The sequence below is a fragment of the Streptomyces sp. MMG1121 genome, from assembly GCF_001280015.1.
Taxonomy (GTDB): Bacteria; Actinomycetota; Actinomycetes; order Streptomycetales; family Streptomycetaceae; genus Streptomyces.
This window is the reverse complement of record NZ_LGDV01000186.1, coordinates 14,057-32,665: the sequence shown is the minus strand read 5'-3', so window position 1 is coordinate 32,665 and position 18,609 is coordinate 14,057. Positions and strand designations below refer to the sequence as shown.

General features: G+C 73.8%; 18 protein-coding genes and 1 pseudogene. 10 read left to right on the top strand and 9 right to left on the bottom strand.

All coding sequences use genetic code 11. The features are described 5' to 3' along the window. The first annotated feature begins 172 nt into the window (after positions 1–172). Complete coding sequence (locus ADK64_RS16870) at positions 173–1,417, top strand: DUF2201 family putative metallopeptidase (protein ID WP_053659720.1); 1,245 nt, start codon at positions 173–175, stop codon at positions 1,415–1,417. 157 nt (positions 1,418–1,574) lie between these two features. Here ADK64_RS16870 and ADK64_RS16865 read toward each other — a convergent pair whose 3' ends face one another. Beyond that, positions 1,575–2,684 carry a hypothetical protein gene (locus ADK64_RS16865; RefSeq protein WP_053659718.1) on the bottom strand — a complete coding sequence of 370 codons (1,110 nt, stop codon included), beginning with the start codon at positions 2,682–2,684 and terminating at the stop codon, positions 1,575–1,577. Positions 2,685–2,809: 125 nt separating this feature from the next. Here ADK64_RS16865 and ADK64_RS16860 point away from each other — a divergent pair, with 125 nt between their 5' ends. Then, positions 2,810–3,208 carry a MarR family winged helix-turn-helix transcriptional regulator gene (locus tag ADK64_RS16860; RefSeq protein WP_267888552.1) on the top strand — a complete coding sequence of 133 codons (399 nt, stop codon included), beginning with the start codon at positions 2,810–2,812 and terminating at the stop codon, positions 3,206–3,208. 246 nt (positions 3,209–3,454) lie between these two features. Here the strand turns inward: ADK64_RS16860 and ADK64_RS16855 are convergent, their stop codons facing one another. Further along, positions 3,455–4,210, bottom strand: a complete 756-nt coding sequence (locus tag ADK64_RS16855; RefSeq protein ID WP_053659993.1) for a GNAT family N-acetyltransferase — start codon at positions 4,208–4,210, stop codon at positions 3,455–3,457. Positions 4,211–4,215: 5 nt separating this feature from the next. Continuing rightward, the gene (locus tag ADK64_RS16850; RefSeq protein ID WP_053659714.1) at positions 4,216–5,139 is read right to left on the bottom strand and encodes an NADP-dependent oxidoreductase; all 924 of its coding nucleotides are present in this window, start codon (positions 5,137–5,139) and stop codon (positions 4,216–4,218) included. A 170-nt stretch (positions 5,140–5,309) separates the two neighbouring features. On the opposite strand from ADK64_RS16850, the gene ADK64_RS16845 reads away from it, so the two are divergent. The 5 genes from ADK64_RS16845 to ADK64_RS16825 all read left to right on the top strand — a co-directional run bounded on the left by ADK64_RS16845 (position 5,310) and on the right by ADK64_RS16825 (position 9,602). After that, entirely contained in the window at positions 5,310–5,915 is a 606-nt protein-coding gene (locus ADK64_RS16845; RefSeq protein ID WP_053659712.1) for a sulfite oxidase-like oxidoreductase, read from the top strand. 43 nt (positions 5,916–5,958) lie between these two features. Continuing rightward, positions 5,959–6,732, top strand: coding sequence for a ferredoxin reductase (locus tag ADK64_RS16840; RefSeq protein ID WP_053659986.1), 774 nt, complete (start codon positions 5,959–5,961; stop codon positions 6,730–6,732). Positions 6,733–6,978: 246 nt separating this feature from the next. After that, complete coding sequence (locus tag ADK64_RS16835; RefSeq protein WP_053659984.1) at positions 6,979–7,566, top strand: hypothetical protein; 588 nt, start codon at positions 6,979–6,981, stop codon at positions 7,564–7,566. 188 nt (positions 7,567–7,754) lie between these two features. Continuing rightward, on the top strand, positions 7,755–8,723 hold the full coding sequence (locus ADK64_RS16830; protein ID WP_053659710.1) for an acetylxylan esterase: 969 nt from the start codon (positions 7,755–7,757) through the stop codon (positions 8,721–8,723). A 120-nt stretch (positions 8,724–8,843) separates the two neighbouring features. Continuing rightward, positions 8,844–9,602 (top strand): GntR family transcriptional regulator, encoded by a 759-nt coding sequence (locus ADK64_RS16825; protein WP_053659707.1) that lies wholly within the window; start codon positions 8,844–8,846, stop codon positions 9,600–9,602. Here ADK64_RS16825 and ADK64_RS16820 read toward each other — a convergent pair. After that, positions 9,572–10,327 carry a class I SAM-dependent methyltransferase gene (locus ADK64_RS16820; protein WP_053659981.1) on the bottom strand — a complete coding sequence of 252 codons (756 nt, stop codon included), beginning with the start codon at positions 10,325–10,327 and terminating at the stop codon, positions 9,572–9,574. The two genes, ADK64_RS16825 and ADK64_RS16820, sit on opposite strands and share 31 nt — an antisense overlap. A 4-nt stretch (positions 10,328–10,331) precedes the next feature. After that, positions 10,332–10,895 (bottom strand): PadR family transcriptional regulator, encoded by a 564-nt coding sequence (locus ADK64_RS16815; protein WP_053659706.1) that lies wholly within the window; start codon positions 10,893–10,895, stop codon positions 10,332–10,334. Positions 10,896–10,966: 71 nt separating this feature from the next. On the opposite strand from ADK64_RS16815, the gene ADK64_RS16810 reads away from it, so the two are divergent. Further along, positions 10,967–11,365, top strand: a complete 399-nt coding sequence (locus tag ADK64_RS16810) for a nuclear transport factor 2 family protein (protein ID WP_053659705.1) — start codon at positions 10,967–10,969, stop codon at positions 11,363–11,365. Positions 11,366–11,537: 172 nt separating this feature from the next. Here the strand turns inward: ADK64_RS16810 and ADK64_RS45945 are convergent, their stop codons facing one another. Both ADK64_RS45945 and ADK64_RS16800 read right to left on the bottom strand, forming a co-directional pair. After that, positions 11,538–11,768, bottom strand: coding sequence for a hypothetical protein (locus ADK64_RS45945; protein WP_053659702.1), 231 nt, complete (start codon positions 11,766–11,768; stop codon positions 11,538–11,540). A 266-nt stretch (positions 11,769–12,034) separates the two neighbouring features. Further along, positions 12,035–13,291 (bottom strand): cytochrome P450 family protein, encoded by a 1,257-nt coding sequence (locus ADK64_RS16800; RefSeq protein ID WP_053659700.1) that lies wholly within the window; start codon positions 13,289–13,291, stop codon positions 12,035–12,037. A gap of 325 nt (positions 13,292–13,616) precedes the next feature. On the opposite strand from ADK64_RS16800, the gene rho reads away from it, so the two are divergent. Continuing rightward, the gene (gene rho / locus ADK64_RS16795; protein ID WP_053659698.1) at positions 13,617–14,765 is read left to right on the top strand and encodes a transcription termination factor Rho; all 1,149 of its coding nucleotides are present in this window, start codon (positions 13,617–13,619) and stop codon (positions 14,763–14,765) included. Positions 14,766–14,866: 101 nt separating this feature from the next. Then, positions 14,867–15,721, top strand: a pseudogene (locus tag ADK64_RS43050) (D-alanyl-D-alanine carboxypeptidase family protein); the annotation flags it as partial. A 59-nt stretch (positions 15,722–15,780) separates the two neighbouring features. Here the strand turns inward: ADK64_RS43050 and ADK64_RS16785 are convergent. Beyond that, positions 15,781–17,163, bottom strand: coding sequence for a glycosyltransferase family 87 protein (locus ADK64_RS16785; protein WP_053659694.1), 1,383 nt, complete (start codon positions 17,161–17,163; stop codon positions 15,781–15,783). Then, the gene (mptB, locus tag ADK64_RS16780) at positions 17,160–18,563 is read right to left on the bottom strand and encodes a polyprenol phosphomannose-dependent alpha 1,6 mannosyltransferase MptB (RefSeq protein ID WP_053659692.1); all 1,404 of its coding nucleotides are present in this window, start codon (positions 18,561–18,563) and stop codon (positions 17,160–17,162) included. Before mptB ends, ADK64_RS16785 begins: the two co-directional genes overlap by 4 nt. Positions 18,564–18,609: the final 46 nt, after the last annotated feature.

The following is an 18,609-nucleotide window of genomic DNA, read 5'->3' as shown; positions in this document are numbered from 1 at the left end:
ACCTCGGCGACCATCGCGCGGTGGCCGGCCGGTCCAGCCCGGCCACGGCACTCCTCGCACCGCACCCGGCGGGATCACCACAGGTGCCGACGGGGGACGAACAGCCGACGGGGCCGGTACGCCCCCCGTCCCGGCACCCCGGCGAAACCGGCCGCCGGACCACCGGAACCCGATGACGACACCGACCGCACCCGGGGCACTGGACCTCGGCAAACTCCTCGCCGCACGCCTCCACGCCGCCCGCGTCCGGCCCTACCTGGCCACGGCACTCTTCGCACTGCACCCGGTGGAGTCGCGACAGGTGCCGACGATGGGCGTCGACCGGTACTGGCGGTGCTACGCCTCCCCGGCGTTCGTGGACCGTACGCCGGTCGAGGAACTGGCCGCCGTGTGGGTGCACGAGGTGTCACATCTGCTGCGCGACCACCACGGGCGCGGCGACCGGGTCGCCCGTGAGCGCGGGCTGACCGGTCCGGCGGAACGGCTGCGGATGAACATCGCCGGGGACTGCGAGATCAACGACGACGTGTACGGCGACGGACTGGTGTGCCCGGAGGACGCCGTGACACCGGACAGACTGGGGCTGCCCACAGGCGAGTTGATGGAGGAGTACCTGGGGCGGTTCCGGCTGGGGTCATGGCTGGGACGGCTGGCGTGGCTGGACTGCGGCAGCGGCGCAGACGGGCTGGACCGGGCGTGGGAGCTGGGACCCGACGGCGCGCACGGACTGAGCGAGCAGGAGCGGGACGCGGTCCGGTTCCGGGTGGCCCAGGGCATCAACGGCGCTCCGGGCAGCGCCCCGCAGGGCTGGCGGCGCTGGGCCGAGGAGGTGTTCCATCCGCCGCAGCCGTGGCGGCAGTTGCTGGGCTCGGCGCTCCGCTCGGCGGTCTCCGGAGGGGGCGCGGGCGAGGACTACCGCTACGGCCGCCCGGCGCGGCGCTCGGCCGGCCTGCCCGGGGTCGTACTGCCGAGCCTGCGGCGCAGACCGCCTCGGGTCTGTGTGGTCGTGGACACCTCGGGCTCGGTCAGCGACGCCGAACTGGGCAGTGCGCTGCTGGAGGTGGCCGCCATCTCCCGGGCCCTCGGCGGACGGCGGGACCTGGTCACCGTGCTGTCCTGCGATGCCGCGGCCCAGACCGTCCAGCCGCTGTGCCGGACGGAGGGCATCGAGCTGATGGGCGGCGGCGGGACGGACCTGCGCACCGGGTTCACCCGGGCGCTGCGTACGCGGCCCGACGTGGTGGTGGTCCTGACCGACGGACAGACACCGTGGCCCGAGGCGCGGCCGGCCTGCCGGACGGTGGTGGGTCTGTTCGCGCGGGCCGGCGGGTCCTGGGACGAGAACGATCCCGGCTACCGGCCGGACACGCCGCCCGCGTGGGCGCGGGTGGTGACGATCGGCTCGGCGTCGGGATGACGGGCAGGCCGGCGGGGGCGCCGCCCGACGCCGGGCGGTGCGCTCCCTGTCCGTGTCCGCGTCCGTTCCGTGGTGACCGGTGGTCCCGGCCGGTGTCGAAGGCCCCGGCCGGCGTGGAAGTCCTTGGCTGGTGCGGAAGGCCGCGGTCGGCGTCGGATCAGACGCCGACCGTCTCCTCGACCTCTTCCTCGACCTCTTGCTCGGCATCCCGCTCGGTGTCCTGACCGGCCGTGGCCTCAGCTGTGCGCGCCGGGGCGGGCACGGCGGCCGGCCGAGGGGTGCTCTCGCCGTGGGCGGCCGCGTGCCGGGCGTGCCGGGGCCGCTCGTACAGGGCCGCGATCCCGGTCACGACGAGGCCCACCAGGAGCCAGACCACGAGGGTCCACACGTTGCGCGCGAGGCCGTCGTCGCCGAAGTACAGCAGGCTGCGGATGCCCTCGACGAAGCCGGCGCCGTTCCAGAAGGCGTGCAGGGTGCCGAAGAAGCCGTTCTGCAGCTCGGGGCGGAACAGGCCGCCGGAGCTGGTGAAGTTCAGCATCACGAACAGCACCATCATCGTCAGTGTGGTCCACCGCTTCAGGAAGGTGTGCAGGCCGACACCGATGAGGAGGATGCCCGCGGAGTACAGCCACGCCATCCCGAACAGGCTCGCGAGGTCGTGGTGCGCGAGGTGGAACACCGGCCCGGCGAGCAGCGTCCCGATACCGCCGACCACGGCGGAGACCCCGAGCGCGAGCAGCGCCCGTATCCGCATCGGGAGCGCGGCACCGGCGGCGCCGAGGGCGGCGACCGAGGCGTAGGAGCCGATGCTGACCGCGATCAGCAGGAAGAACAGGCCCTGACCGGTGGGGTCGTCAGCGACCGGCGCGGCCACGTCGGTGACCTTCAGCGGGATGCCCTCCCGTGCGGCGACCGGCGTGAAGACCTTCTCGACGGCCGTCGCCCCCATGTCCGAGGCGGCGCTGGCCACGAGCAGCTCGGGAGCATGGGTGCTCGGCACATAGGCGCCGGTCACGTCCCGGGACTTCAGCAGGTCCACGGCGTCGGCACGGGTCGCGACCGTGCGGATGTCGAGCTTGCCCCCCGCGGTGTCCTTGACCGTCTGGGCGAACACCTTCGCCTGCGGGGTGGTGCCGACTACGGCGACCGGCAGGTGGTGCGGCTCGGGGGTGACGAAGGCCCCCATGTACGCGAGCCCCATGCCCAGGCACATCAACAGCGGGGTGATCAGGTGCGTGAGCACATGGCGCAGTGCCGGTGACCTCATCGGGCACGACCTCCAAAGGTTGGCTTATACAACTTCCACATCAAGTTGTACTATACAACTAGAACGCCGGAGGAGGTATTCCCGTGACCGCAGCGGAGTCGGCCGTCGAGACGATCCAGCGCGAGATGACGATCTTCGCCCGCCGGGCTCGCGCCTCGGCGGGCCGTATGCACCCCGAGCTGACGCTGGTGTCGTACACCCTGCTCGGGCACCTGGAGGAGCAGGGCGGCTGCCGGGCGACGGACCTGGCGGCGCACTACGCCCTGGACAAGTCGACGGTCAGCCGTCAGGTGGCGGCGCTGGAGCGGGCCGGGCTGATCGAGCGCCGGCTGGATCCGGAGGACCACCGGGTCCAGGTGCTGCATCTGACGGAGGCGGGCGAGGAGATCCTCGCCCAGGTCACCCGCAGCCGCCGGGCCGCCTTCCGGGAACGGCTCGCCGACTGGCCGGAGGAGGACCTGGTCCGCTTCGCGGCCTATCTGGAGCGTTACAACGCCGGGCCGGGTGCCACGGGCTCCGGCTGACCCGGGCGGCCTGGTCCGGTTGCCGCGCCCGTGAGGCACTGTGTCCGGGTCCCGCGCCTGTACGGCACTTGGTGCGGGCGGGACTCCTGGTGCGGGCGTGACGGCGGTTGCGCGGGACGCGGCGGTGCGGGGCGCCGTGCCGCTCGCAGGCACCCGCCCCGCTCGCGGCGGACGGCCGCTGCCGCTGCCGCAGCGGCAACGGCAACGGCAACGGCAACGGCAACGGCAGCGACCCGCGGACACCGGCTACGCCACCGGTACCGCCGTCCGGTCGTGCGCCAGTCGTTCCGGGAACCGGGCCGCGGCGAACGCGGTGTGGCGGCGCAGCCGGAAGCCCAGGGACTCGTACAGCCGGATCGCGTTCGTGTTCTGGGCGCCCGTGTGCAGGAACGGTGTCTCGCCGCGCTCCCGGATGCCGTGCGCGACCGCGAGGATCAGCCGGGTGGCGAGGCCCTCGCCGCGGAAGGCCGGGTCGGTGCAGACCGCGCTGATCTCGGTCCAGCCCGGCGGGCGCAGCCGCTCCCCCGCCATGGCGACCAGCGCGCCCTCACGGCGGATGCCGAGGTAGCTGCCGAGTTCGATGGTGCGCGGCAGGAACGGTCCGGGCCGGGTGCGGGCCACGAGGTCGAGCATCTCGGGCACGTCCGTCGGGCCGAGCCGGACCGCCTCGGCGTCCGGTGCGGCGGCGAGGGAGTCGTCCACGAGCTGTACGCCCTCGATCCGGAAGGTGATCTCCCAGCCGTCCGGCACCTCGCCGCGGAAGCCCGGCAGCGGGACCTCGGCGCCGGGACCCGCCAGCGCCGCGAGGTCCGCCCAGTCCTGCGCGTCCGGCTCGTCGGGCAGGGCGAGCCACGGGGAGACGTCGGCCGGGTAGCGCAGGACCCGGCCGCGCCGTTCGGCGAACCGGGCGTGCGGGCCGGTCAGCGCGGCCAGGGCGGGGTTGTCGAGGACGTGCGGGGCGGCGCCGGTGCCGGTCCGGTCGTCGCCGTCCGCGCCGGCTATGACGCTCACGCGGCCACCTCGATCACGATCTTGCCGCGGGTGTGCCCCTCCTCGACGGCGCGCAGCGCCCGGCCGGCATCCGCGAGCGGGAAGGTGCGGGTCACGAACGGCTTCAGCTCGCCGCGTACGACGAGGTCAGCGACCGCGTCCAGGACGGCGGCGGTGCGGGCCCGCTCGACACGGGCCCCGCCCAGCGCGGTGACGGCCTCCAGCGGGGAACCGGCCGTGATCAGCTTGCCGCGGTCCTTGAGCAGCTCGGCGGCCTCGGCGAGCACCGGGCCGCCGACCAGGTCGTACACCCCGTCGATCCCGTCGGGCGCGACGGCCCGCACCCGCTCGACGAGGTCGGGCCCGGAGGCCACGTGCACGGCGCCGAGCGACTCCACGAAGTCCTTCTTGCCCTCGCTCGCCACTCCCACGACATGCAGTCCGAAGGCGCGGGCGATCTGCGCGACCGCGCTGCCGACACCGCCGCCCGCGCCCGTCACCAGCAGGGTCGCGCCCGCGGGCAGGTCGAGCTGGCGGACGCCGTCGTAGGCGGTGGCCGCGGCGACCGGGAGGGTGGCGGCGTCGGCGAAGGAGAGCGCGGCAGGTTTGCGGGCGGTCACACCGGCGCTCAGCAGGGCGTACTCGGCGTAGCCGCCGTGGACGGTGCTACCGAACACCTCGTCGCCGACGGCGAAGCCGGTGACCCCCGGGCCGACCTCCACCACGACGCCGGCGGCCTCGCTGCCGAAGACCGTCGGGAAGGTGCGCTCGTGCTCACCGGGGCGGAGAAAGCCCTGGCGCAGCTTCCAGTCGACGGGGTTCACTCCCGCCGCGCGGACCGCGATCAGGATCTCGCCGGGGCCCGGGCTCGGGCGGTCCAGTTCGGTCAGCGCCTCGGCCTCCGGTCCGCCGTGCCGCGTGTAGACATACGCCTTGGGCATGCTCTTCCCTCGCTTCTCTCGCGCTGTCACCGGTCTACCGGTGCCGGCACCGAGGGCAAAGGAGAAGCGCCGCAGAGCTATTCCCTGGGCCCGAAAGAGTTCGTACAGGCGCCATGATCGGGGCAGTGACCTGGGACGGAGCACGGGGTGCGACAGCGTACGGTTGAAGGATGAACGTCACGCGAGGCTTCACGGGCCGCCCGCGCGTCCACCACCCGGGACTGCCGCCCGGCCAGTACGACGCGGGCGCGGACTGGCCCGTCCTGTCCGCAGAGGTCACCCCCGACCTCGCCCCGGCCGACTGGTCCTTCCGTATCGACGGCCTGGTGGAGCGGCCGCACACCTGGGACTGGGACGCGGCGCACGCGCTCCCGGAGTCCGCGTACGACGGTGACATCCACTGCGTGACCGGCTGGTCGAAGTTCGGCGTCCGTTTCGGCGGCGTCTCCCTGGACGCGTTCTTCGCTGTGGTGCGGCCCCATGTGTCTGCCACACATGCAGTCGCCTACTCCCACACCGGGTACACCGCGAACCTGCCGCTCGCCGACCTCACCGGCGGGCGGGCCTGGATCGTCTGGGAGTACGGCGGCGAGCCGCTGCCGTCCGAGCACGGCGGCCCGGCACGGCTGATCGTGCCGCACCTCTACTTCTGGAAGAGCACCAAGTGGATCGCGGGCCTCACGCTGCTCGACCACGACGAGCCGGGTTTCTGGGAGCGCAACGGCTACCACGAGCGCGGCAATCCCTGGGAGGAGCAGCGGTACTCCGGTGACTGAGACGCCGACGACCCACACGACCGTTCCCCCTGCCGACCTGAACGTGCCGTCCACCACGGCGCCCTCCGGTTCCGTCGTCCCCGCGACGCGGTTCGCCGTGCCCGGGCGGATCGCGGTGAGCGAGCAGGCGGCGGCCCGGTGGCAGACCGCCACGCTGACGGAGCTCCGGCGCGAGACGCCGCACACGGCCACGTTCCGGCTGGCCGTGCCGGACTGGGCGGGGCATCTGCCCGGTCAGCATCTGCTGCTGCGGCTGACCGCGCCGGACGGCTACACGGCACAGCGCCACTACTCCCTCGCGTCGGCGCCCGACGACCGCGGGCACATCGAGCTGACCCTCGACCATGTGCCGGACGGCGAGGTCTCCGGCTGGTTCCACACCCAGGCGCGGCCCGGTGACACCGTCGAGGTGCGCGGGCCGCTGAGCGGTTTCTTCGCCTGGCCGGGCGACCGGCCCGCGCTGCTGATCGGCGCCGGCTCCGGGGTCGTACCGCTGATGTCGATGGTGCGGCACCACCGGCTGCGCGGCCTCACGGTGCCGCTGCGCCTGCTGGTGTCGGCGCGCAGCCCGGAGGAGCTGATCTACGCGTCGGAGCTGGGCCCGGAGACGACCCCCGTGTTCACCCGCAGCGCCCCACAGGGGATGCCGGTGGGACGTATGGCGGCCGCACATGTGGCCCCGTTGCTGGCCGAGCAGCCTCCCGGTGGGTGGGAGGCCTATGTGTGTGGGTCCAACGGGTTCGCCGAGCACGCGTCCCGGCTGCTGGTCGCGGCCGGGCAGCCGGTGGAGCGGATCCGCATCGAGCGCTTCGGCTGACACGCGCGTCCGCGCCCGAGGGCCGGGCACTCGGGTCGCACGCCGGGGCCGTCCGCGCGATCGTGGGGCGCATGGCTCGTTCCGCGCTCCAAGCGGGCTTGAACTCGCGGTTCATGGCGTGAGCGAGGGGCACCGTACGGGGTACGAGACGGGTGTGGACGCGCGTGTGCGTGAGCGGTGGGGGGCGGCGGGCCCGTGACGGCGGCCCGTCCGGCGTTCCGGCTGCGGCGGGGCGAGGAGGTGGTCATGCGGACCCGGGTGCGTGGCTGGCGCTGGCAGCGCAATCCGCTGCGGCGCCGCTCCGATGTCGTGGAGACGTGGACGGTGCTGGTGGTCACCGTCCTGCTGTTCGTGGTGGCGCCCCTGGTCGGGGTGGCCGCGGGCCTGCGCGCGCATGACCAGGCCCGGGCGCTCGCGACGGCGGCGCGCGCCGAACGCCACCAGGTGCGTGCCCTGGTGATCGGCGACCCGCCCCGGCGGGCGTCCGCGGTGGAGGGCGGCGACCGCGAGCGCCCCTACCGTGCCGAGGTCCGCTGGACCGAGCCCGGCAAGGCGACCCGTACCGCCTGGACCCGGGTACCGGCGGGCACCCGGACCGGTGACACGGTGTCCGTGTGGTTCGACTCGCGCGGCCGGGGTGTCGCCCCGCCGCCGGACCGAGCGGCCGTCTGGCAGCACGCGGTGACCGTCGGCGTGTGCGCGGCGGGCGGCACGGCGGCCGTCGTGCTCTTCGCGCACGCCGTGGAGCGCCGGACCGCGCTGCGCCACCGCATGGCGGAGTGGGAACGCGCGTGGGCGCGGACCGGGCCGAGGTGGACCCAGCCCCGGACGTGACGGGGCGCCGGTCACCAGGCCCTGACAGGCGGGTCGCCCCTTGCCGGGCGCAAGCGCTTGCCCACCGTATGACCAGGCGCGTCGACCGTTCGGATACCGCGTCTGCACGCCTTGTGGGGCCTGGTCAGGCCTGCGATCGTTCACGTACGGTGAGCTGACCCGTAGGCCCTTCTCAAAGGCGGTCGCCCATGTCCCTGTTCGACCTCTCCCTCGACGAACTGCACGCATACCGCAGTGAGTCCACCGAGCCCGAGGACTTCGACGCCTTCTGGGACAAGACCCTGGAGCAGGCGCGCGAGCACGAACTGGACGCCCGCTTCGAGCCCGTGGACACCGGGCTGTCCACGGTCGAGGTGTACGACGTGACGTTCGCCGGCTTCGACGGTCACCCCGTCAAGGGCTGGCTTCGGTTGCCGGCCGGCGCGGCGGAACCCCTGCCGCTGGTCGTGGAGTTCATCGGCTACGGCGGCGGGCGCGGTCTGCCGCACGAGAACCTGCTGTGGGCGTCGACGGGCCGCGCGCACTTCACGATGGACACCCGCGGCCAGGGCAGCGCCTGGGGCGCGGGTGGCGGCACGGCGGATCCGGTGGGCGCGGCACCGGCGTACCCGGGTTTCATGACGCGCGGCATCGACGCGCCCGAGAACTACTACTACCGCCGGGTGTTCACGGACGCCGTGCGCGCGGTCGAGGCGGCACGTGCGCATCCGCTGACCGACGCGACGCGGACGGTGGCGCTCGGTGCGAGCCAGGGCGGCGGCATCACCCTGGCCGTCGGCGGACTGGTCCCCGACCTGGTCGCGGTGGCGCCGGACGTGCCGTTCCTGTGCGATTTTCCGCGCGCGACGACCCTGACGGACCGTCACCCGTACCGGGAGATAGGCCTGTTCCTCAAGACGCACCGCGGCCGCTCGGCGGAGGTGCGGCGCACGCTGTCCTACTTCGACGGGGTGCACTTCGCGGCCCGGGGCCGGGCACCGGCCCTGTTCTCCGCCGCCCTGGAAGACCAGACCTGCCCGCCGTCGACGGTGTTCGCGGCCTTCAACGCCTGGGCGCAGGAGGACAAGGCGATCGAGGTGTACGACTTCAACGACCACGAGGGCGGCGGCCCCTTCCACGAGGCCCACCAGGTGCGCTGGCTGCGGTCGTACGCCTGAGAGGGCGCGGGTTTCGGCCGAACCGCCGAGCCGCTCTTCCCTTGTGGTTTAGACCAATGCTAATTGTGGTCGCGCAATGAGCCCGCACGGCTACGTCTTGTCACCACAGGAGGGCGCGGCATGGCCCGCACCACCCCGCACGAACCCGCACCGAGCCACGAAACCGCGCAGGGCGACGACCGGCCCCTGTACGGGCGGATCGCGGCTCTGCTGCTCGACGAACTGCGCGCCGGCACCATTCCCCCGGGCGAACGGCTGCCCGGCGAACGGCACTTGGCCGCGCACTACCAGGTGAGCCGGGAGACCGTCCGGCAGGCGCTGGAGGTGCTGCGCCGCGGCGGTCTGGTCGCGACCGACCGGCGCGGCAGCCACGCCACGCTGCCCGGCCGGCCGGTCGAGGCGCCCGGGACACCCACCTTCCCGCTGGGCGCCCGCCCGGCGGACCCGTGCGCGGTCGACCGGGCCACGGTGACCTGGGAGGCGCCACCGCCGGAGCACGCGCGGGCGCTGGGACTCGCCCCGCACCGGCCGACGCTCGTACACCGCTACCGGTCGGCGACGCCCGACGGCCGCTCGCTGCGCACCGCGGTCACGTCGTTCTCGGCGGTGGCACTGGCCGAGGTCGCGGAGCTGGCCCGCTACCGGGAACGCGCCGACGGGGCGACCCCGGCACAGCTGCGGCGGGCCTACGACTGGATGCGCAAGGCCGGTCTGACCCTGCACCACCGGGACGCCATCAGCCAGGTCGGCGACGCCTCCTCGGTGCGGGTGACCCGGTGGGTGCACGACCAGTTCGCCCGGCCGCTGGAGATCACCGATCTGGTGGTGAACGAACAGGACACGCTGGTCTACGAGTTCACGCTGCCCGCCGCGGGCTGATCCCGCCGGGCCACCACCAGCCGGACCCGCGGGCTGCCGTCGCCGCGCCGCCCGAACTCCGGCAGCGCGTGCAGTTCGGCGCCGAGGCCGGCCTGCCCCAACTCCCGCAGCACATGGCCGAGTCGGAAGGTGCGGTAGTACATGACGAAGGGCGGCCGCCACAGGGCGTTGCGCACCCGCATGGCCGCGTCGAAGCCAAGCAGTATCCAGTAGCCGGGCCCGGTCGGGCGGGGCGGGGCGAGCACCGGGAACGCGAACCGGCCGCCGGGCCGCAGCACCGAGTGGACCTGGGCGAACAGGCCCGGCAGTTCGCGGGGCAGGAAGTGACCGAACGCCCCGAAGGACACCACGAGATCGAAGGCGGCCGGGAACGGCAGCGCCCGGGCGTCGCCGCGCACCCAGGCGACCTCGGGCCCTGCCGCGGGCGGCCGCACCCGGCGCCGGGCCACGTCCAGCATGCCCGCGCTGAAGTCGACGCCGGTGACGCTGCGGCGGCACAGCCCGGTCAGCACCTGCACGCCCGCACCCGTGCCGCAGCACAGATCGAGCCCGTCCTCGAACGGGCCCAGCGGGGCGAGCGTCCGCCCGACGGACTCCAGCACCTCGTCGGGCGTCCGGAACGGGGTGTGGTCGAACTTGGGGGCGAGCAGATCGTAGCCGCGCTCCACGGACGACAGCGCCTGCACCGCGAGTTCACGCAGGCTGGGACCTTCGGGACCGAACATCACTTCAGCCTAGGGCCACCCGTTCCGCGAGGACCGCGAGGGCCCGCCGGCACCAGCGCAGGTTCTCCTCCTCGAAGGCGATCCCGGCCATGAGGGTGAGGTACGGCCCGACACGGTCGGCGGTGCGCAGGTACTCCTCCTCGGTCCGCCCGTCCAGGAGACGGTCGCGCACCCGCCGGTAACGGTCGAGCTTTCCGTGGGCCCAGCCCCTGCGCTCCTCGATCAGTGCCCGGGTGACCTCCGGGTCGCCGCCGTCCATCGCCTGGATCTTGATGAGGAGTTCGTCGCGGATGGCCGTGGGCCGCTTCGGCGGCTCGGCGGCGAACGCGCTCAGCTCGGCCCGGCCGGCCGGCGTGAGCGTGAACATCCGCTTGTTGGGCCGGCGTTCCTGCTGCACGGTCCGGGCCTGGACGAGCCCGTCCTGCGCGAGGCGCTCCAGTTCCCGGTAGAGCTGCTGCGGGGTGGCGGGCCAGAAGTTCGCGAGCGAGACGTCGAACACCTTCGACAGCTCGTAGCCCGAGGCCTCGCCCTCCAGCAGGGCGGCCAGGACGGCGTGCTTGAGCGACATATGGACAGGCTAACAGTCGTTGATTAATGTCATCCGCACCTATTCAATTAGTTGACTATAGAGGTGATCCGATGCGCGCGTTCCGCGAGGCGGTGGAGGCCGGGGACTTCGATGCCGCCGTGGCGCTGCTGGCCGAGGACGTCGTCTTCTCCAGCCCGGTCGTCTTCAAGCCGTATCCCGGCAAGGCGATCACCGCGGCGATCCTGCGCGCGGTCGCCCAGGTCTTCGAGGACTTCCGGTACGTCCGGGAGATCGGCGACCCGAACGGTGGCGACCACGCGCTGGTCTTCACGGCCCGGGTGGGCGACCGCGAGCTGACGGGCTGCGACTTCCTTCACGTGAACGAGGACGGCCTGATCGACGACTTCATGGTCATGGTCCGCCCGCTGTCCGGCGCGCACGCGCTGGCCGAGGCCATGGGTGCGCGGTTCGACGCCATCGCGCAGGAGGCGCAGGCGCGGTCGGTGTGACCGGCGTACGGCAGGCGCGCCTCCGCCACCTCGTCACGCCACGGTCAGGACGAGGGCACCGGTGCGGGTCCGGCCCGGTGTGAGCGTGGTCGGCGTGCCGTCACGCGCACACCGGGGGACGTGCCGCCCGGGGTCCGTACGGCCGCGTCCGCGCCGGGGTGAGGGAGATCAGCTACGACGTGCCGGTGACGGTCCGGACGGAGCCGCCCAGCCGCACGAGGGCACCGTTGCCGACCGCCGGCCGCACGGTGCTGGTGGCGATGCCCAGCTCGTAGCAGGCGGATCCGTCGATGGACGACACCCGGCGCCTGGCCCGCGCCGCCGGGATGACGCCCGCCACCGTGGTGTCCTCGAAGGCCAGGACCATGTTGCGGCCCGTGCGCCTGCCGTGGCCTCGGTCCACTGCCGGGCGCCGGTTTCCGTGGACAGGTCGACGGGCGCGAGGGAGCGCATGACTCCCCCGGCCGCGAACACCTGTGCCACGGCCCGCCCGATTCCGGCCCCCGTGCCGCTGATGAACGCGCATGTCCCGGCCAGTCGACCCGTGATCGCCAAGTCCCTCGCCCCATACCGCCGAAGTGCGGTGGTGGCGGCGCAGGGAGGGCCTTTGGCCGGAACCAGAAACGCGCCGGGAAAGGTCTGTCGGGCGGGCGTACGGCAGGTAGGCGCTCAGCCCTCGGGCGGTGCGAGCCGTACCGGCAGGCTGCGCACACTGTTGCCGACGAAGCCGGCGTGCGGCAGCAGGCCGGCTTCGTCGGCGGCGAGTTCGAGGGCGGGGAAGCGGGTGAACAGCCGCTCCAGCGCGATCCCGGCCTCCAGTCGGGCCAGCGGTGCGCCGAGGCAGTAGTGCGCGCCGTGCCCGAGGGAGAGATGGCGTACGGCGTCGGGCCGGGCGGGGCGGGTGACGTCGAAGCGGTCGGCGTCGGGGCCGTGCGCGGCCGGGTCGCGGCCGGCGGCGGAGTAGCCGGCGAGGACGGGGGTGCCTGCGGGGACGAGGGTGCCGGCGACGGTCAGGTCCCGCACCGGGTAGCGGAAGGGGAAGTAGCTGACCGGCGCGTCCCAGCGCAGGGTCTCCTCCACCACGTCGGCCCAGCCCGCCTTGCCCGCGCGCACCAGGTCGAGCTGGTCGCGGTGGTCGCACAGGGCGCGGACGGCGTTGGTGATCAGGTTGAGGGTGGTCTCGTGCCCGGCGACGATCATCAGCACGAGGGTGCCGATCAGCTCCTGGTCGCCGAGCCGGTCGCCGCCCTCGTCGCGGGCGGCGATGAGAGCACTGGTGAGGTCGTCGCCAGGGCGGGCGGCCTTCGCCGCCGCTATCTCGCCGAGAACCGCGACGAGTTCGCGGTTGGCGGCGATGGCCCGGTCCGGTGTGGTGTCGGTGGCCACGACCTGGTCGCTGAGGTGGTGCAGCCGGTCGCGGAACTCGGTCTCCACTCCCAGGAGTTCGCCGATGACGCTCATCGGCAGGGGCAGGGCGAAGTGCCGCCGCAGATCGGCGACACCGTCTCCCGCGGCGGCGGCGCGGGCGAGGTCGTCGAGCAGTGAGGCGGTCAACTCCTCGATCATGGGCCGTAGTTCGGCCACCCGGTGCGGGGTGAAGGCCCGCGCGGCCAGGGACCGCAGCCGGCGGTGGTCGTCGCCGTCGGCGGTGGTCATGCCCCGCACGGTCGCGAAGGTCAGCATCGGCCAGCCGGGAGCGATCCGCCCCTCCTGCAACGCCCTGAAGTGCCGTGCGTTCTTGGCCACTTCGGGATGCTGGAGGAACTCCTTCAGCGCCTCGTGCCCGAGCACGGCCATCCCCGCGATGCCGCCGGGCAGTTCGACGGGGGCCACGGCGCCGTCGGCCAGCAGTCGCGCGTTGACGGCGTGCGGGCAGCCGCCGGAGGGGTCCAGTCGGTGCGGGGGCCGGGCGGGCGTGCTCTCCACGGTTTCTCCTGGGGGTCGGACGGAGCCGGGCGGGAATGGACGCGGACGCCATCATGTTGACCGAAGCGGACGCACGGGTATAGTGCGATCAGCGCATGTGCGTGTCCCGTCGTACGGACACCGGTGCCGCTCTCTTCTCCAACAGCCCCTCGGCCGAGGTTTCCGACCGGCCCGGGCCTTTCTCAGCACCACCTCGTGACCAGGGCTTTTCCGCCGTACCCGAGGTGTCGTTCGCGCCGCCCGGAGGCAGGTGTACCCGCCTCCCGCTCGCGGCCTCTCCCCCCTTCCCACACTGCTTCTTCCGTCCGTGAAAGGACCCCCGTCCATGACCACCACACTCGAACACCCTGCCGTGGTCGCACAGACCCCGGCCGCCCGGCTCGTCACCGGTGTCCTCGACATCGACGCGCACGGGAAGGGGCAGCTGCGGGCCGCGAGCCTGCTGCCCGGCCCTGCCGACCCCCAGGTGCCCGCGGCTCTCGTCCGGCGCCACGGGCTGCGCACGGGCGACCTCGTCGAGGGCGTCCGGGGCGAGGGGCGCACGCTGACCGGGATCACGCGCGTCGAGGGACGCGCCCCGGCGGACCTGCGCGACCGGCGCCGCTTCCGCGACCTCACCCCGCTGCACCCGCACGACCGCATCCGTCTCGAACACCCCGCGGCCGGCCTGGCCGGCCGTGTCACCGATCTCCTCGCGCCGGTCGGCAAGGGCCAGCGCGGCCTCATCGTGGCCCCGCCGAAGAGCGGCAAGACGGTGCTGCTCCAGCAGCTCGCCGCCGCCGTGGCCGGCAACCACCCCGAGTGCCGGCTGATGGTCCTGCTGCTGGACGAGCGGCCCGAGGAGGTCACCGAGATGCGCCGCTCGGTGCACGGCGAGGTGTACGCCTCCACCTTCGACCGGACGCCCAAGGAGCACATCGCGCTCGCCGAACTCGTCGTCGAGCGGGCCAAGCGTCTGGTGGAGGCCGGCGAGGACGTCGTCGTCCTGCTCGACTCGCTCACCCGGCTGTGCCGGGCCCACAACAACGCCTCCGCCGTCGGCGGGCGCACGCTGAGCGGCGGTGTCGACGCGGGAGCGCTGCTCGGCCCGAAGCGGTTCTTCGGCGCCGCCCGCCAGGCCGAGGAGGGCGGCTCGCTCACCGTCCTCGCCACCGTGCTGGTGGAGACCGGCTCCCGCGCCGACGGCTACTACTTCGAGGAGCTGAAGAGCACCGGCAACATGGAGCTGCGCCTCGACCGGGAGGCCGCCGCCCGCCGCCGCTTCCCCGCCGTGGACGTCGACAGCACCGGCACCCGCCGCGAGGAACTGCTGCTCACCCCGGCCGAGTTGACGGCCGTGCACGGTCTGCGCCGCGCCCTGCGCTCCCGGGAGGGCGGCTCCTGCGGTCTGGAGACCCTGCTGGAGCGGCTGCGCGCCACCCCCGACAACGCCACGTTCCTACGGCAGATCCGGCCCACCCTGCCGACGCCCTGACCACGGCTCACGACCCCTGGGTGCCTCGTCCGGGTTGCTCGCGTGGGCCGAACGGCCCGGACCGCGCGAAGAACGGCGGACCCGTTCCTAGGTTGATTTGTATGATTAACGGACTTTCTCATCGGACGGCTGTGGCGGCCTGTTCCCTGTGCGTGGCGGGGGTGCTGGTGCTCACGCCGGCCGCCGCCTCCGCCGGACACCGGGCCACGGATTCCGCCCCGCCCGTCGGGGAACCCGCCCCGCCCGCCCCCCGGGCCACGATGCCCGGTCCGTCCCTGCTCTACCGCTCCGGCACACACGTCCGGCGGCACCGGGGCGCGCCCGAGCTGCCGGATGTGTCGGCACTGTCCTGGGTGGTGGCCGACGCCGGAAACGGGGAGGTGCTGGCCGCGAGCGACGCCCACCTCGGACTGCCGCCGGCCAGCACCCTCAAGACCCTGTTCGCCCTCACCGTGCTGCCCACGCTGCCGGGCACGATGCGGCACACCGTACGGAACGAGGAGCTCGCCGGCATCGGCGCGGGCAGCAGCCTGGTCGGCATCCAGGAGGGCCACAGCTACCAGGTGGCCGACCTGTGGCGCGGGGTCTTCCTCAGATCCGGCAACGACGCCGTCCACGTGCTCGCCTCGATGTCCGGCGGCTGGGCCGCCACGGCCAGGAAGATGCAGGCGAAGGCCCGCTCGCTCGGTGCCATGGACACCCACGTCGTCTCCCCCGACGGTTACGACGCGGAGGGCCAGGTGTCCTCCGCCTACGATCTGGCGATCTTCGGCCGGGAAGGACTGCGCAACCCCGACTTCGCCCGGTACTGCTCCACCGCCGAGGCCGAGTTCCCCGCCGGCGGCTGGTCGTTCGGGATCCAGAACACCAACCGGCTGCTGACCGGCGCGAACGGCGTGAAGCCGTATCCGGGGCTGCTCGGCATCAAGAACGGCTACACCAGCAACGCGGGCAACACCCTGGTGGCCGCGGCCCACCGGGGCAAGCGCACGCTTCTGGTGACCGTGATGAACCCTCAGGTGGGCGGTTCCACGGTGTACGAAGAGGCGCGCGAGCTGCTCGACTGGGGCTTCGACGCGGCCGGGCGGGTGGATCCGGTCGGCTCGCTGGAGGGCCTGCGCGCCAAGCCCCGCCCCCCGGCACCGCCGGCGGCCGTACCGGTGGCCGCGGCCGCCTCACCGGGGCCGGCCGACGCCTCGGACTGGTCGGGCATCGCGATCGGTTCGGGGATCTCGGGGCTCGGCGCGGCGGCCATGGTGCTCGCTCTTCGGGCCAGGAGCCGGTCCGCGCGCGGCTGACCCGTCGGCAGCCCGAGCAGCAGACCCAGCGTGATCCACGTGTAGAGGTTGCTGCCGAGGAAACCGCCGATGCCGGACGCCCCGTCGTACCAGAGCCACACCACGCTCGTGCACAGCACCGCGTACAGGGCGCCCGCGATCCGCGGGTGCCCGGCGCGGACCAGCACGACGAACGACGGCAGCAGCCACACCAGATGGTGCACCCAGGTGATCGGGCTGACCAGACAGGCCGCCGCCCCGGTGAGCGCGAAGGCCGCCTGCCAGTCGCCCGCCTTCACCGCCCGACGGGACCGCCAGGCCCACGCGCACAGGGTCAGCAGGACGAGCGTCGCCCACAGCGGCCGGCCGGTCTCGCCGAGCCGGGCCAGTACGCCCTGCAGCGACTGGTTCGAGACGTAACCGAGCCGGCCCACCCGGCTGGTGTCCCACAGCGCCTCGGTCCAGTAGAAGCGGGACGCACGCGGGTCCGCCCAGGCCGCCAGCGCGGTCACCGCGACCGCCACGGCCGTCGCGATCCCGGCAGCCCTGCGACGCCCGGCGAGCAGCAGCAGGCCGATGAACAGGGCGGGCGTCAGCTTGACCGCCGCGGCGAGCCCGATCCCGGCACCCGCCAGGCGCCCCCGGCCGGTCGCCAGCAGCAGGCAGTCGCCGAGCACGAGGGCCAGCAGCACCAGGTTGACCTGGCCGAAGCTGAAGGTGTCCCGCAGCGGCTCGAACAGCGCCAGTGCACACAGGCACAGCGACCAGCGGTACCAGCCGTACCGCCGCCAGCCGGCACCGGCCAGGATCCGCAGGACCACCGCCAGCGCGGTCAGGTTCACCAGCAGGCAGAGCGCGATCGCGGCGTTCCGGCCCAGCACGGCCAGCGGCAGCATGGCGAGGGCGGCGAACGGCGGGTAGGTGAAGCCGTACGTCGTGCCCGGCACCTTGTAGTCGTAGATCCGGCCGCCGTGGTGCACCCACGTGTGCACGGTCCCGTAGTAAACGCGCAGGTCGAAGAAGTCGCGCAGCAGCGGCACGGTCGCGGTGAAGACGGTGACCGCGGCGACGAGGAGGAGGACCAGCAGCACACGGCCGCGAGTGGTACGCGGCCCGGTCACGCGGTGCGTCCCGGTGCCGGGGCCTGGGCCGCCTGGTGGGCCTGCCACAGGACGACCACGCCGAGCACCCCGCCGGAGACGGCGAGCACCAGCTGCCCCGGGTCAGCCGGGCCGCCGTCGGGCAGGACGGCGAGGGCGAGGACGCCGGCCAGGGCCGCGACCCGGTGCCGTATCGAGGTGCTGGGCGCGGCGGCGGCGATGAGGAACAGGCCCCACAGCACGTACCAGGGGCGGATCGCCGGGCCGAACACGGCGACGGCCAGCAGGCTCAGGCCGAGCGCGTACACCGGTCGGGGGCGCAGCCGGAGCCATATCAGCGCCACCACGACGGCGGTGACCGCGAGGCCCAGCAGATGCCAGGCCGGGACGGCGAGCGGGGCCAGGCTGCTGCCGAGGTGGGCCAGCAGGGCGCCGGTGGCCCGGCCGAGCAGGCTGGTCAGCGCCCAGTTCTGCGGTGAGACCGGGGTGGCCAGGGCACCGATCCAGCCATAACCGGTACCGGCTGTGGCGGTGGCGGCGACCGTGGTCGCGGCGGAGGTGGCCACGGTGGTCAGGACGGTCGGCAGCGGCGGCCGGCCGGAGCGGACCCGCAGGGCGATCACCGCCAGGAGCCCGAGCGCGGCCGGTGCCTTGACCAGGGCGGCCAGGGTGACGAGGACGGCCCCGGCGACCCCGCCGGCCGGCCGCCGGCCCCGCGCGGCGACCAGGCCGAGGCCCAGCAGGCCGAGCATGAGGGCGTCGTTGTGGGCACCCGCCACCAGATGCAGCAGCACCAGCGGATTGAGAGCGCCGAGCCAGAGGGCGGCGGCCGGGTCGGCGCCGCTGTGCCGGGCGAGCCGGGGCAGCGCCAGGGCCATGAGGGCCACACCGAGCAGGGCGACCAGGCGCATGCCGAGCAGGCCCGCGGGCAGTTCACCGCGGGTCAGGCCGGACAGCGCGGAGGCCAGGCCCAGGAAGGCGGGGCCGTAGGGGGCGCCGGTGTGCTGCCACATCGGCGCGACCTCGACGGCGAGCGGGCCGCCGAGCTGGGCCGGACCGTGGGCGTAGACGTCCATGTGGGCGTCGACCATGGCGCCCTGTGCGAGATAGCTGTAGACGTCCCGGCTGAACAGCGGCGGGGCGAGCAGCAGCGGGGCGGTCCACACGGCCAGCACGAGCAGCAGGGCGCGCGGGCTCGGCGGCCGCGGTCCGCGCACCAGACGGCCGAGCAGCACCCAGGCCGCTATCAGCAGGACGACACCGAAGTACACCCCGACCAGACCGAGCGCCGCCTGCGCCGAGGCGGGGGCCAGCAGGTCCTGCACGGGCAGGGCACCGGCGGTCTCACCGCCCAGCGCGAGGAAGGCGGTACCGGCCAGCCCGAGCAACTGGCAGCGGCGGAGATCGACGGGGAATGCCATGGCCAACACTGACTCAGCGTGTCAACGCCGGGTGGCCGGAAGGAGA

Coding starts and splice junctions, on each gene's coding strand:
- ADK64_RS16845 (WP_053659712.1), top strand. CDS start 5,310: ATGAACGTCACGCGAGGCTTCACGGGCCGCCCGCGCGTCCACCACCCG.
- mptB (WP_053659692.1), bottom strand. CDS start 18,563: ATGGCATTCCCCGTCGATCTCCGCCGCTGCCAGTTGCTCGGGCTGGCC.
- ADK64_RS16820 (WP_053659981.1), bottom strand. CDS start 10,327: ATGTTCGGTCCCGAAGGTCCCAGCCTGCGTGAACTCGCGGTGCAGGCG.
- ADK64_RS16860 (WP_267888552.1), top strand. CDS start 2,810: ATGACGATCTTCGCCCGCCGGGCTCGCGCCTCGGCGGGCCGTATGCAC.
- ADK64_RS16810 (WP_053659705.1), top strand. CDS start 10,967: ATGCGCGCGTTCCGCGAGGCGGTGGAGGCCGGGGACTTCGATGCCGCC.
- ADK64_RS16825 (WP_053659707.1), top strand. CDS start 8,844: ATGGCCCGCACCACCCCGCACGAACCCGCACCGAGCCACGAAACCGCG.
- ADK64_RS16835 (WP_053659984.1), top strand. CDS start 6,979: ATGCGGACCCGGGTGCGTGGCTGGCGCTGGCAGCGCAATCCGCTGCGG.
- ADK64_RS16870 (WP_053659720.1), top strand. CDS start 173: ATGACGACACCGACCGCACCCGGGGCACTGGACCTCGGCAAACTCCTC.
- ADK64_RS16830 (WP_053659710.1), top strand. CDS start 7,755: ATGTCCCTGTTCGACCTCTCCCTCGACGAACTGCACGCATACCGCAGT.
- ADK64_RS16865 (WP_053659718.1), bottom strand. CDS start 2,684: ATGAGGTCACCGGCACTGCGCCATGTGCTCACGCACCTGATCACCCCG.
- rho (WP_053659698.1), top strand. CDS start 13,617: ATGACCACCACACTCGAACACCCTGCCGTGGTCGCACAGACCCCGGCC.
- ADK64_RS16850 (WP_053659714.1), bottom strand. CDS start 5,139: ATGCCCAAGGCGTATGTCTACACGCGGCACGGCGGACCGGAGGCCGAG.
- ADK64_RS16815 (WP_053659706.1), bottom strand. CDS start 10,895: ATGTCGCTCAAGCACGCCGTCCTGGCCGCCCTGCTGGAGGGCGAGGCC.